The sequence below is a fragment of the Xenorhabdus miraniensis genome, assembly GCF_002632615.1.
In genome coordinates, this window is sequence record NZ_NITZ01000014.1 from 74856 (window position 1) to 88381 (window position 13526).

The 13526-nt window shown below is 43.3% G+C and carries 10 protein-coding genes; 3 read left to right on the top strand and 7 right to left on the bottom strand.

Annotated features, from left to right (window positions below; genetic code table 11):
* Positions 1–72 precede the first annotated feature (72 nt).
* Positions 73–3984 carry an ATP-dependent RNA helicase HrpA gene (gene hrpA, locus Xmir_RS35905; RefSeq protein ID WP_099114812.1) on the bottom strand — a complete coding sequence of 1304 codons (3912 nt, stop codon included), beginning with the start codon at positions 3982–3984 and terminating at the stop codon, positions 73–75.
* Between the two features lie 389 nt (positions 3985–4373).
* Here hrpA and Xmir_RS35910 point away from each other — a divergent pair, with 389 nt between their 5' ends.
* Complete coding sequence (locus Xmir_RS35910) at positions 4374–5012, top strand: FMN-dependent NADH-azoreductase (RefSeq protein ID WP_099114813.1); 639 nt, start codon at positions 4374–4376, stop codon at positions 5010–5012.
* A 43-nt stretch (positions 5013–5055) separates the two neighbouring features.
* Here the strand turns inward: Xmir_RS35910 and Xmir_RS35915 are convergent, their stop codons facing one another.
* The 3 genes from Xmir_RS35915 to Xmir_RS35925 form a co-directional block, all read right to left on the bottom strand.
* Positions 5056–5376 carry a YdbL family probable chaperone protein gene (locus Xmir_RS35915; RefSeq protein ID WP_099114814.1) on the bottom strand — a complete coding sequence of 107 codons (321 nt, stop codon included), beginning with the start codon at positions 5374–5376 and terminating at the stop codon, positions 5056–5058.
* Between the two features lie 10 nt (positions 5377–5386).
* A complete protein-coding gene (locus Xmir_RS35920) occupies positions 5387–5572 on the bottom strand; it encodes a YnbE family lipoprotein (protein ID WP_244170935.1) in 186 nt (61 codons plus the stop codon).
* Positions 5573–5718: 146 nt separating this feature from the next.
* Positions 5719–8328 carry a YdbH family protein gene (locus Xmir_RS35925; RefSeq protein WP_099114816.1) on the bottom strand — a complete coding sequence of 870 codons (2610 nt, stop codon included), beginning with the start codon at positions 8326–8328 and terminating at the stop codon, positions 5719–5721.
* A 259-nt stretch (positions 8329–8587) separates the two neighbouring features.
* On the opposite strand from Xmir_RS35925, the gene cls reads away from it, so the two are divergent.
* Positions 8588–10048: a cardiolipin synthase gene (cls, locus tag Xmir_RS35930; protein ID WP_099114817.1), complete on the top strand. Its 1461-nt coding sequence runs from the start codon at positions 8588–8590 to the stop codon at positions 10046–10048.
* A 102-nt stretch (positions 10049–10150) separates the two neighbouring features.
* Positions 10151–10480, top strand: a complete 330-nt coding sequence (locus Xmir_RS35935; protein ID WP_208620441.1) for an HI1450 family dsDNA-mimic protein — start codon at positions 10151–10153, stop codon at positions 10478–10480.
* Between the two features lie 120 nt (positions 10481–10600).
* Here Xmir_RS35935 and oppF read toward each other — a convergent pair whose 3' ends face one another.
* Genes oppF through oppC form a run of 3 tightly spaced genes read right to left on the bottom strand, consistent with a single transcriptional unit; the run spans position 10601 to position 13515 of the window.
* Positions 10601–11602, bottom strand: a complete 1002-nt coding sequence (gene oppF / locus Xmir_RS35940; protein WP_099114818.1) for a murein tripeptide/oligopeptide ABC transporter ATP binding protein OppF — start codon at positions 11600–11602, stop codon at positions 10601–10603.
* A complete protein-coding gene (oppD, locus tag Xmir_RS35945; RefSeq protein ID WP_099114819.1) occupies positions 11599–12597 on the bottom strand; it encodes an ABC transporter ATP-binding protein in 999 nt (332 codons plus the stop codon). Before oppD ends, oppF begins: the two co-directional genes overlap by 4 nt.
* Before the next feature lie 9 nt (positions 12598–12606).
* Positions 12607–13515 (bottom strand): oligopeptide ABC transporter permease OppC, encoded by a 909-nt coding sequence (gene oppC / locus Xmir_RS35950; RefSeq protein WP_099114820.1) that lies wholly within the window; start codon positions 13513–13515, stop codon positions 12607–12609.
* Between the last annotated feature and the right edge of the window lie 11 nt (positions 13516–13526).

Here is a 13526-nt window from a genome sequence, read left to right on the forward strand (position 1 = left end):
AATGTATTGATAGCGCTTCCCCAACAAATTTATGGGCTGCCATAAAACAAAAGCAGCCCATAAGCTTCAAGATCACAGTGTGATATTTTCCATCGCCTGCAAAATACGCTTATCTGATATTGGATACGCCGTCCCCAATTGCTGGGCAAATAAGCTAATCCGAAGCTCCTCAATCATCCAACGAACTTCTTTCACTTCCGGCAATTGTTTCTGCTGGCTAGACAATTTTGCCTGCCATTGTTGCCATTGGCGCTGAATATGCTCAATCCGGCTCATGTGCGCCCTGTCTTTGTTAGGATCAACCGCTAATTTTTCCAAACGACGATCAATGCCATTCAAATAACGCAGAACATCTGCCAAACGCTTCCAACCATGGGAAGTCACGAATCCATTAAAGACCAGACCGGAAATTTGCTCTTTAATATCCGATAACGCCAGTGCGAGGGCAATATCTACCCGCCCTTTCAGTCGCTTGTTGATGTTAAAGACCGCTGTCAGGATCTGCTCCACTTGCTTGGCAATATCAACGACTGCATCATTCAAATCGGCACGGACTTTATCCTGCAAACAAGAAAATGCCTGCTCATTCCACGCTGGCCCACTATTTTCGGCGATCAATCTATCCACACCACAAGAGATGCAATCATCAATCAAATCCAATACCTTTCCATATGGGTTAAAGTACAGCCCCAATTTGGATTTGTTCGGTAATTTCTCATGCAGGTATTTGATCGGTGATGGAATGTTCAGCAATAACAAACGACGAGTTCCTTCCCACATCGCATTTCGCTGTTCAGATTCAGTCTCAAACAATTTAATGCCAATACTGTCTTTTTCATCCACTAATGCCGGAAATGCTTTAACAGAATAGCCACCACGTTTCTGCTCATAGCGTTCAGGCAATTCACCAAAACTCCAAATATGCAGCCCACTTTGTTCAATACCATCATCCGCTACTGCTGAAAGTGTTTCCTGAACTTTCCCTTTTAATTTTAGTTTCAGCTCCGACAAATCCTTGCCTTCCGCTAACAGTTTATTTTTCTCGCCCAGAACACGGAATGTGATCTTAAGATGGTCAGAAACTTGTTCCAATTGCCAATTTTCACGTGACACTGTCACACCAGTCATGCGACGTAGTTCTTTCTCAAGGCTATCCAGTAAGGTAGCCTGAGGTTGGGTAACCCGCTCCAAAAATGCCTGTGCATAGTTAGGCGCAGGTACAAAATTACGGCGTATTGGCTTTGGCAATGACTTAATCAACGCGACGACTAATTCATGACGAATGCCCGGAATTTGCCAGTCGAATCCTTCATCTCTAACCTGATTCAATACCGGTAACGGAATATGCACAGTCACGCCATCGGCATCGGTTCCTGGCTCAAACTGATAACTCAGACGGAATTTCAAATTATCCTGATGCCAATAATTCGGATAATCCAACGCACTGACTTTATTGGCGTCGCCTTTGATCAACATACTCTTTTCAAAATTGAGCAATTCTGGTTGATCTTTACTTGTTATTTTCCACCAGCGATCAAAATGGCGGGATGAAATAACATCTTTGCCAATTCGCTGATCATAGAAACTGAACAACGTTTCATCATCCACCAGAATATCCCGTCGGCGGGATTTATGTTCCAGTTCTTCAACTTCTTCCCGCAGTTTCAGGTTAGCGCGGAAAAATGAGTGACGTGTCTGCCAATCCCCTTCCACCAACGCGTGACGGATAAACAATTCACGACATAACAGGGGATCAATCTGGCTATAATTCACCAAACGCCCCGCCACAATGGGCAAACCATACAGGGTGACTTTTTCCGTTGCCATTACTGCGCCCTGCGATTTTTGCCAATGAGGTTCACTGTAATGGTGCTTAATTAAATGTGCGGCCAACGGCTCTACCCATTCAGGTTCAATACGTGCAGCAATACGTCCCCACAATCGGCTGGTTTCCACTAATTCGGCTACCATTCCCCATTTAGGTGGCTTTTTAAATAAACCGGAGCCAGGAAAAATAGAAAAACGGGCATTACGCGCACCTGTATATTCCTGTTTATCCGTATCTTTTTGCCCGATATGGGATAATAAACCTGTCAGCAAAGCAATATGAATACTTTTATAATCCGCTTCTTGGCTGTTGATCGGTAAACCAATTTCTTTAACAACTTGGCGTAGCTGGGTGTAAATATCCTGCCATTCTCTAACGCGAAGATAATTCAGATAATCCTGACGGCAAAGCTTGCGGAATTGGGAACTGGAAAGCGCTTTTTGCTGTTCCAGCAGAAAATCCCACAATTTCAGGAACGCAATGAAATCTGAATCTTTGTCCGCAAAACGACGATGTTTTTCATCGGAGGCTTGCTGCTTTTCCAGTGGTCTTTCTCGTGGGTCTTGGATCGATAATGCTGAAGTAATCACCATGACTTCACGAACACAACCATGTGCTTTAGCTTCCAAAACCATACGAGCCAAGCGTGGATCGATAGGTAACTGTGCCAATTGCTGACCCATCGCAGTCAGCCGGTAATTTCCTTCTGACAGGGATTCAGGATCAATAGCGCCCAGTTCTTCCAAGAGACGGACGCCATCCTGAATATTGCGTTTATCCGGCGCCTCAACAAATGGAAATGCACTGACATCGCCCAAACCAATAGAGGTCATTTGCAAAATAACAGAAGCTAAGTTAGTGCGCAAAATTTCAGGATCAGTAAATTCCGGGCGTGATAAAAAGTCATCTTCCGAATAGAGACGAATACAAATTCCGTTTGAAACACGACCACAGCGCCCTTTTCGCTGATTGGCAGATGCCTGAGAAGTAGGTTCTATCGGTAAGCGCTGGACTTTAGTCCGATAACTGTATCGGCTAATGCGCGCAAAGCCGGTATCGATCACATATTTGATTCCGGGTACAGTCAGCGATGTTTCCGCTACGTTAGTTGCCAAGATGATCCGGCGGCCAACATGGGACTGGAATATCCGGTTCTGTTCGCTGTTAGACAACCGTGCGAAAAGCGGCAGGATTTCAGTATGTGGGAATTTTTGCTTACTGAGTGCATCCGCCGTATCCCGGATTTCACGTTCACCACTCATGAAAACCAGTATGTCTCCAGCGCTTTCTCGTCCCAACTCATCCACGGCATCAATGATGGCTTCAAGCTGATCCCTATCACTGTCATTATCATCACCATCACCGGCCACGGGCCGATAACGCACTTCCACCGGATAAGTCCGCCCTGACACTTCAATAATCGGTGCATTGTTGAAATGGCGGGAAAAACGTTCAGGATCAATGGTTGCAGAAGTAATAATGACTTTCAGATCCGGGCGCTTTGGTAATAATTGACGCAAGTAGCCGAGAATAAAATCAATATTCAGACTACGTTCATGAGCTTCGTCGATAATTAACGTATCATATTGCAGTAACAAACGATCTTGTTGCAATTCCGCCAGCAAAATACCATCCGTCATTAACTTGACCAACGTATTATCACTGACCTGATCATTAAAACGCACTTTATAACCGACCGTTGATCCAAGCGGGGTTTCTAATTCATCCGCAATGCGGTTAGCAACTGAACGGGCAGCCAGACGACGGGGTTGAGTATGCCCGATTAGCCCTTTGATGCCCCTGCCCAACTCAAGGCAAATTTTCGGGATCTGAGTTGTTTTACCCGAACCCGTTTCCCCTGCAATGATAACAACCTGATTATCCCGAATGGCCTTATAGATATCATCTTTCTTCTGGCTAACAGGTAGGTTTTCAGGGTATTGGATCGAAGGGCATGATGCCTGACGGTTAATCACTTTCTGTTTTGCTGTCGCAATATCCGCAGAAATAGATTGTGCCACAGCCTGCAAAGAAGCTTGATTTTTGATTTTTGCTGCTCCATGCAGGCGTTTTCTTAAACGGAACTGATCGCGCAGCGGGGTGTGATCAAGTTCAGCGAATAATTCAGCAAGTGGTGCTGTCAAAGGTGATTCCACGTGATAAATCCTTGTGACGTTTTTAACTGGGTAGCGCTGTCTTTGCAGGCTCAGAGGATAATTTCTTATGACTTAACTATCAGAGAAGTGTAACATATCTTATGCAGCTCTATGTATTTTATATACACTCTCAGTTTAGTCAATTTACCGTTTTATTGGCGATAAATTTAATGGGTAATCACCCGCTATTCAATGAATTTGAACTCCAATCTCTATATAATTAATGGAGTACAATTTTTACTCGCTTAAACCCTTTTCAATCATTCAATGAATTTGAATTCTTACCTCAAAATATTGAGCTATTGACTGAACAATTCTCTCTATAAAATAGAACACAGTCGATATCATAAATAAAGTTATAGTTCTTAAGATAACTAAGGAAGTAAAGAATGAATAAAGTACTGCTTCTGAAATCCAGCATTCTGGCGCAATATTCCCAAAGTAATAAAATGGCTGACTATTTTGCTGAAAAATGGCTGGCTAATCACTCAGAGAGCAACATTACCACACGCGATCTCGCTGAAAATCCGGTTCCAGTACTGGATGGAGAATTGGTCAGTGCCTTGCGTCCAAGCGATGCAGAATTGACAGAACGCCAAAAATCAGCATTAGCACTGTCAGATGAGTTGATTGCAGAATTAAAAACACACGATGTTATTGTCATCACGGCACCAATGTATAACTTCACGATCCCTACTCAGCTCAAAACCTATTTTGATTTGGTTGCCCGTGCTGGTCTGACTTTTCAATACACCGAGAAAGGCCCTGAAGGTTTGCTAAAAGGCAAACGCGCTATTATCTTGAGTAGCCGTGGTGGCATTCATAAAGATAGCCCTACAGATTTGATGACACCATACCTGCGTGTTTTTCTCGGATTTATTGGCATTACCGATATGGAATTTGTGTTTGCTGAAGGTTTGGCATTCGGCGCAGAACCTGCCAACCAAGCACATCAGAATGCCCATGATGCGATAGATGATGTCATAGAAAAAATGGGACAGGCGCAACTCGAAAAAGCCGTAGCCTAATAAAAGGTAGCTTGATAAAGATTAAGTGCGCCGAACGGCGCGCTTATTTCTTCACCCAATTGCCATTGATACCAAGAACATACTCTCCTGACGTCGCCCGGCTGACTAATTTTTCACCCGCAATTTTCGCGACCTGATCTGTTGTCATATTGTTTTGGACCGCAATTTCAGCATATTTCTTTTCCCGTTCTTCATTAATTTTTTTAACTACAGACTGAGCGTCTTTGGTATTTTTTACGGGTGCCAGATAGCCACTGAATGTTTCCCCCACCAGCCCTTGTTGTTTTGCTTCGTTCAATGTCATTCCCACAGCAAAAGAGCTGAATAGCAGACTCAAAATAAAGACCATTCCTGCTTTTTTCATATTCTAACCCTTAGAATAAATTAGAGTTGTTTTTGAGCATATCTTCAATTTGCCGATCGACCTTAATATGAATTTCATGTTCAATTTTCACATTCATATTGATATTGATGGGTTTATCAGGTGTCGCGACTTCCAGCCTGACACAACCCACCAATACTATGTTAATCAACATTATGCTTACTAACGCCATGCCCATTCTGACGGATGGTATTCTGCATCCAACTTTTGTTATCATTTATCACTCCCAGTTGACAGGAACAGCCCAAAACAAATAAGAATCTTTAATCCATTGCCTTATTACTGACAACCCTACTTGCCGTTTTATTTCCATCTAATTAACCCCTACATCACCGATATATTTTTCTGTAACCACTCTTCCAGATTACTGCCAAACCGTAAGCTGCGCCATAACTGAAAAATATTCTCTTCATGACGGTAGTTGAGCCTGACTTCCCGCTTTTTGTCGACCACGGGATTAACCCCACTGATCTCAGCATGTAATGTCAAAATGCCCAAATTATCGAGGGTCACATAGGCTTTTGAACGGCTGATTTCTAAATAACGTAACCAATCCATTGCCATACCGGCTGAGAAGTCATTTTTTCCTATAGAATCAACCGTATCCTTATCCAACCTCAAGGTCAGATATCTTTCATTAGATACCCAGCCTCGCTGAATAATCCACTTTTCGTCATTTAATAAGATTGGCAATTCACCACTGATTTTTCCTGACATTGCTATTTGCTTCACTTTTAATACGCCAAACAATTTGCTTAGGTTCAGTTTGTTAAATCGCAATACCGCAGCTTCTTTTTGGGGAAGCTGCAATTTGTTCATTTTCAACTGACCATCCAGCGTATCAACATTCACATTAGTCAATGCCAACGGCTGTGCATGGGTTGGTGGATAAAAACCCAGCAAATCGGCTGTTACATTCTGCATGTCAAACAGCCCCTTAATGGCTTTGATGCGAAGCTGGACTGGTGATGTTAATCCCAACTGCCAAGTCTGTTCCTGCAAACGCCATGGAAGCACAAACTCCAAACCATCAACTTCCCCGTTTTTCAGCCACATATTCGCTTCTTTTACTACCCAGTGACCACCAGCGCGCAGTCCTTGCCCTTTCGCGGCTGAAAAAGCAGCCTGAGCATAAATTTTACCGCCACGCACTGTAATTCCCAGATCGGGTGGGATTAAGGATTGAAATGCTAATAAAGACTGCTGAGGCCAACGCGCTTCTCCCCTTAATCGTTCCCCATCCCAACGCCCATAAAATGGAATCGGGCCAATACCTTTGGAATGTAATTTGCCATTTAGCATAAAATTATCTGGTGATTGCCCAGTCAATGTGGCCTTAAAATCAAATGGCGGTAAAAAACCACCCGATCGAAATTCGGTTTTTTGAGAAGATAATTGCAAGTCCCCCGTAAATGCCGGACGACTTGCCGAACGTTCCCAAACTAATGGCTTAGTCAGTTTTAAACGGGGTGATTTCATTTGCACAAGACCATATTGAATACGATTAAACCCTGTATTTAATCCATCCACTGTTATCTGTGATTGCTTCCAGCTTCCTGTACCTGCAAGGTCCCATTTAGCCTGTAGAGGGGGTAAATTTCCATTTCCCCAAGAACGCCATTTCCAGTTTCCCTGATCGGGCATAAAATCTTCTGCATACCCATCCAGGTGTAATTTGAATGTTCCCCAATAGCTATCTTGCGCCCGTAAAATGGCCTGTAGACGGCCAGTAAAACCCTCACGAGTCAAGTACGTGCCTGCTAAAGGCAAACGAGCTTCTTTGACAGTAAAAGTCTCACTCACCTTTCCCCATGCACGAAACAATGCTCCTGATTGAAAAGTGATCTTGGGTGCCACCCAAGACCCAGTGACAACAGCAGGTAATGACATGGTCATGATCATTTCCCCGCTATTGATTTGTCCGGTTAACTGGAATGGAATATGTACATTGATCACATTGATTGGTGTTGATGGCACTGACAAAACGACATTGCCTTTACCTCTCTCATTTTGAGTCACCAGATTTACCCGCCCACTGACAGACATGCCTGCTAACCCTTTTTTCCATTGTTCAAGCCTGATATTAATCCCTCCAGACAACGGTTGGTTTGCTGCCAACCATTGCCATTTACCATTACTGATCAAGAATTGAGAGGCATTGAATGACCAAGGCAACTCCGCGAGTAATTGTTGTCCCTTTTCCTCAATAACAGTAAACAATCCACTCTTCCCCTTCCATTTCAATGCCAGCAGCAAAGGTTCTGGGTATTGGCTCACAGATAAATGAGCTGTTATTTGCCCTTGTTCAGGGAGTGATTTAATCTCTAAAGGTAAGGCCATATCTCCATTCAAGCTAATTTCCTGTTCAGGCAATTTCATCCAAAATTGATTAATAATGAGCGTCTTTTTATCTGTAATATTTGCGTTTAGCGTTAATTTCTCACCCTGATAAGAGAGCATTTGGCTCTGGGATGAGGAATCAAATTGGAGTCTGCCGGCGAATTCTTGCCATGGGATAACAGCAAGATGGTCAACAACAAGGTTAATTGCTGGGATATGGGATAATATCTCTTGTACAGATAATGGTGCTGACTGTTTTTCAATCACGGGCAAGTGAACCAAACATTGGCTTTGAGTATCAACATTGGCAACATGAATATTCCAATGACGGCCCTCGGTATTTTCTCGACGTGAATATTCTATGGATAATCCAGATACATTTATCCATTCACATGTCTTTGCCTTCAATGACAGCCTATCCAACCATAGTGCATTCTTTTTCCATGTTGGTTGGCTCAAAGAAAGCGTTACTCCCTGTGGCAGCCAATGACCGGCAATTGATGGTAGCCAGCGTGGAAGTGTATACCACCCCGCCAATACCAATAACACCAGCACAATCACTATCACTGCAAACACTTTTAATAGTCTTGTCATATAAAACGTCTAATACATAGGTGTATTAACTGATCTTACACCATCACTATAGAAGGAATTAGAATCAGTCCTAAGATGAAAGATAGATTAAGAAATCATAAAAAGCTCGGCGTATCAATAATACACTGTAACTTCTATAATTATCTTTGATGACTACCTGTTAAATTAATGATATTAGGTTGATCGTTTGCTCAAATTTCTAGAAACTTGTGGTAATGACAGTATGAAATACTTAAATAAACAGGATTGATTGCCACGTATGACAACCTTTTATTCTGTACTTAACTGGCTGGCGATTTTCTTATACTGGTTGATTATTGCTGGTATCACTATTCGTGTTTTGATGAAACGCCGTCCAGTGACATCAGCAATGACTTGGGTACTGATTATTTACATTCTTCCTTTAGTAGGCATTGTTGCTTATCTATCATTTGGCGAATTACATCTTGGCAAACGCCGAGTTGAGCAAGCCAAACAAATGCGTTCATCTGTCGCCAAGTGGCTTGCGGAGTTAAGAAAATCCTCCCATATTTTTACCGATGAAAATAGTGAGGTGGCCACGCCGCTATTTCAATTGTGCGAACGTCGTCAAAAAATCAAAGGTGTCAGGGGCAACAAAATGCAATTAATGACATCTTATGATAACTCCCTGAAAGCCATTATTCATGATATTGAAAATGCCAAATATAATATTGAGATGGTCTTTTATATATGGCAATACGGCGGGTTGGTCGATCAGGTTACCGATGCCTTGATGCGTGCGGCCAAACGCGGCGTTAAATGTCGTATCATGGTGGATTCGGCCGGAAGCTGGCAATTTTTTCGCAGCCCATATCCTGATATTATGCGCAAGGTCGGCATTGAATTTGTCGAGTCGCTAAAAGTGAATATCTTTCGCTTGTTCTTGCGGCGCATGGACTTACGTCAACATAGAAAAATTATTCTGATCGATAATCATATTTCATACACTGGCAGTATGAATATGGTTGATCCTCGTTTTTTCAAACAAGATGCAGGGGTCGGGCAATGGGTTGATATCATGGTAAGAATGGAAGGCCCGGTCACGACAACACTCGGAATTGTCTATGCGTTTGACTGGGAAATGGAAACAGGACAGCGTTATCTGCCGTCGCCGCCTGACAGCACCATCATGCCTTTTGAGCAAGCCAGCGGGCATACAGCTCAAGTTATTGCTTCCGGGCCGGGATTTCCTGATGAATTAATCCAACAATCCTTGATGACTGCGATTTTTTCTGCCCGTGAGCAACTTATTCTTACCACCCCTTATTTTGTTCCCAGTGATGATTTAATGCACGCGATTTGTACCGCGGCCCTGCGTGGTGTTGATGTAAGTATCATTGTGCCCAGCCAAAACAATTCCTTTCTTGTGCGCTGGGCCAGCCGGGCATTTTTTACTGAATTACTGGAAGCCGGGGTAAAAATTTATCAATTTGAGGATGGGCTATTACATACCAAGAGTGTTTTGGTCGACGGACAGCTTAGCATGGTCGGTTCAGTCAATTTGGATATGCGTAGTTTGTGGTTGAATTTTGAAATCACGGTTGTGATTGACGATGAACACTTTGGAAATGATTTAACGCTGGTTCAACAAGACTATATTATGCGTTCAACGCTGCTTGCCAGCAATCAGTGGGAAAAGCGCCCAGTTTGGAGCCGTATTCTTGAACGTGTATGCTACTTTTTCAGTCCTCTCTTATAATTCGTGACAGAAAAAGTATTCATGCAATATAGAACATGTTTTAATTTCACTCTGTTATTAATCTCGGATACTGCCATCATGGAAAATCAACCGACACATTCTATGCAATTAGATATTAACAACCGAATGACTGAGGATGAGGCGCTTGAAAAAGCCTACGATATCTTTCTGGAAGAAGCGCTCTCTAATCTCGATCCGGCTGATAGTCTATTGTTTAATTTGCAATTTGAAGAACGGGGTGGAGCAGAATTACTGGAACCTTCTGATATTTGGTTTGAGCATGTTGATTTCAAATTGGATCCAGATTTTTTCTCAGAAGTCATTATTGGCTTGGCAGAATCAGAAAATGCTGAAATTGATGATGTTTTTGCCCGCATTTTGATTTGCCGGGAAAAGTCTCACCCTGTCTACCATATCTTGTGGAAAAAATAACAATTCACTTCCTCCTCAGGATATTATTAACAGATAAATGCCCTCAGGATGAGGGCATTTTATTTATGTTAGTTTAAATCAGTGACAGCGTCACATAATGTATGTTTTCCGCATCACTCACTATAGCGGATCAACTTTGAGACAAGACACTGCATGCTTAAAGCTGCCTTCAAGCAATGGACGGGTCTTAGCACATTCCGCATCTGCCATTGGACAGCGGGTGCGGAATACACACCCGGATGGGGGATCAATCGGTGAAGGTAGTTCCCCTTCCAGCAATTCAATATGCTTATTACGTTCTTTGTCTGGATCAGGAATCGGTACTGCCGACATCAGCGCCCGGGTATAAGGATGTAACGGATTATGATAAACCTCATCATACGTTCCCAACTCTACCGCATTCCCCAAGTACATCACCAATACCCGATCTGATATGTGTTTCACTATCGACAGGTCATGCGCAATAAATATCAGGGAAAGCCCCATTTCCCGTTGCAATTCCTGCAATAAGTTAACAACTTGCGCCTGAATGGAAACATCCAGTGCAGAAACGGGTTCATCACAGATAACTAATTTAGGCTCCAGGATCAAAGCACGGGCAATCCCAATACGTTGGCACTGACCGCCTGAAAATTCATGAGGATAACGGTTAATCAGATTAGGTAATAACCCCACCCGCATCATCATCTGTTTCACTTTTTCTTTTATTTCCCCATCCTTCATTTTGGGGTAATAAGTTTTCAATGGCTCAGCAATAATGTCCCCAATGGTCATACGCGGGTTCAACGATGCCAAAGGATCTTGGAAAATCATCTGAATATCGTTGCGAATATCCCGCCATTGCTTGTCACCCATTTCCAACAGGTTCTGCCCGAGCCACGTCACTGCCCCGCCAGAGGCTTTCACCAGCCCAATAACGGCTCTGGCAAGCGTTGACTTTCCACAACCCGATTCACCTACGACGCCCAGTGTTTCACCTTCGTATAATCTCAAGGTCACACCATCTACGGCTTTTAAGGTTTTAGCTGGTTGCCAGAACCATTGCTTTCCATCTTTAATATCAAAATAAACTTTGAGATCATCGACTTCCAATAGGACACGTTTTTCAGCTATTGTGCTCATACTAATTCCTCCTGGGGTTTAAAGCAGGCACGCAAACGCCCAAGGTTAAATTTTTCCAACTGTGGTTCTTCGTGAACACAACGCTCAGTGGCAAACTGACAACGTGGCTGGAATGGACATCCTTTCGGCAAACGCAACAAGTTGGGAGGATTACCCTGAATGGTTGTCAGTGATTCTTCATCATCATCCAAACGAGGAACAGCGTTCAATAGCCCGATGGAGTACGGATGTGTGGGATGATAAAATATGTCACGCGCCGTGCCATATTCCATCGTTCTCCCTGCATACATCACCAATACTTTGTCACAGATACCTGCCACTACACCCAAATCGTGGGTAATCATAATAATGGCGGTATTGAATTCTTTTTTCAGTTCATTAAGTAACGTCATGATCTGCGCCTGAACCGTCACATCCAATGCCGTTGTCGGTTCATCTGCAATCAATAGCTTAGGCTGGCACAATAATGCCATGGCAATCATGACGCGCTGACGCATACCGCCAGAGAATTCATGCGGATACATTTTCATCCGCTTACGCGCCTCTGGCATTTTAACCGCATCCAGCATACGAATAGATTCTTCGAAGGCTTCGCTTTTACTCATATTTTTATGCAGCATCAGCACTTCCGTTAATTGCTCACCAACTCGCATATAAGGATTGAGGGAAGTCATGGGATCCTGAAATATCATCGAGATCTCTTCTGCCCGCATTTTGTTTAACTCTTTTTCCTGCAAATTGAGAATTTCTCGCCCATTAAAGTTAGCAGAGCCACTGACAGAACCATTACTGGCCAATAATCCCATTAATGCAAATGCAGTCTGAGATTTACCAGAGCCAGATTCTCCCACGATCCCCAGTGTTTCCCCTGCCTGTAAGTCAAAATTCAGTTTGTTCACGGCTGTCACGTTGCCATCAGGAGTGCTGAATGTCACATTCAGGTCTTTCACCGACAAGAGTGACTCAGTATTTTTTGCAGTTTCTACGCTATTCATAGGCTCTCCTTAACGGTCTTTCGGATCGAGGGCATCTCGCAGGCCGTCACCAATAAAATTGAAACAAAACAGGGTCATTACCAGAAAGCCTGCCGGAAATAACAACAACCATGGAGCGACTTCCATAGAATTAGCGCCATCGCTTAACAAAGCGCCCCAACTACTGAGCGGCTCCTGAGTTCCCAAACCAAGGAAGCTCAAAAAGGATTCAAACAGGATCATGCTGGGTACGAGCAATGAGGCATAAACCACCACAACACCTAATACGTTTGGCACGATGTGACGTAAAACAATATGGCGGGTAGAAACACCACAAACCAAAGCGGCTTCAATGAACTCCTTGCGCTTTAAGCTCAATGTCTGACCACGGACGATACGTGCCATATCCAGCCATGACACCATTCCTATCGCAACGAAAATTAACAGGATGTTCTGACCAAAAAAAGTGACCAGAAGGATAACGAAGAACATGAATGGAAAAGAGTTGAGGATTTCTAATAAGCGCATCATGACCATATCAACTTTACCGCCAAGATAGCCTGACATTGCACCATACAGAGTGCCGAATAACACGGCAATCAAGGCTGCGGCAATGCCCACCATCAACGAAATTCGTCCGCCGATGGCAACACGCACCAATAAATCACGCCCTGATGAGTCGGTGCCAAAATAGTGGCTGGATTCAAAATCCGGTGGCATCGTCATCATGTTCCAATCTGTATCATCGTAGGCAAATTGAGACAGCATTGGCGCTAAAATCACAAATAATGTAATCAGAAATAAAATACATAAGCTCGTAATCGCTGCTTTGTTATGCATAAAACGACGACGGGCATCCTGCCACAAACTGCGGCCTTCAATTTCGAGCTGCTCAGAAAAATTTTCCAGAGCCTCGCTATTTTTTTTATTCAGTAACATTGCGTGCTCCA

Excerpts from the sequence above, each read along its gene's own strand:
- Xmir_RS35910 (WP_099114813.1), top strand. The coding sequence starts at position 4,374 with ATGAATAAAGTACTGCTTCTGAAATCCAGCATTCTGGCGCAATATTCC.
- Xmir_RS35915 (WP_099114814.1), bottom strand. The coding sequence starts at position 5,376 with ATGAAAAAAGCAGGAATGGTCTTTATTTTGAGTCTGCTATTCAGCTCT.
- Xmir_RS35920 (WP_244170935.1), bottom strand. The coding sequence starts at position 5,572 with ATGGGCATGGCGTTAGTAAGCATAATGTTGATTAACATAGTATTGGTG.
- Xmir_RS35925 (WP_099114816.1), bottom strand. The coding sequence starts at position 8,328 with ATGACAAGACTATTAAAAGTGTTTGCAGTGATAGTGATTGTGCTGGTG.
- cls (WP_099114817.1), top strand. The coding sequence starts at position 8,588 with ATGACAACCTTTTATTCTGTACTTAACTGGCTGGCGATTTTCTTATAC.
- Xmir_RS35935 (WP_208620441.1), top strand. The coding sequence starts at position 10,151 with ATGCAATTAGATATTAACAACCGAATGACTGAGGATGAGGCGCTTGAA.
- oppF (WP_099114818.1), bottom strand. The coding sequence starts at position 11,602 with ATGAGCACAATAGCTGAAAAACGTGTCCTATTGGAAGTCGATGATCTC.
- oppD (WP_099114819.1), bottom strand. The coding sequence starts at position 12,597 with ATGAATAGCGTAGAAACTGCAAAAAATACTGAGTCACTCTTGTCGGTG.
- oppC (WP_099114820.1), bottom strand. The coding sequence starts at position 13,515 with ATGTTACTGAATAAAAAAAATAGCGAGGCTCTGGAAAATTTTTCTGAG.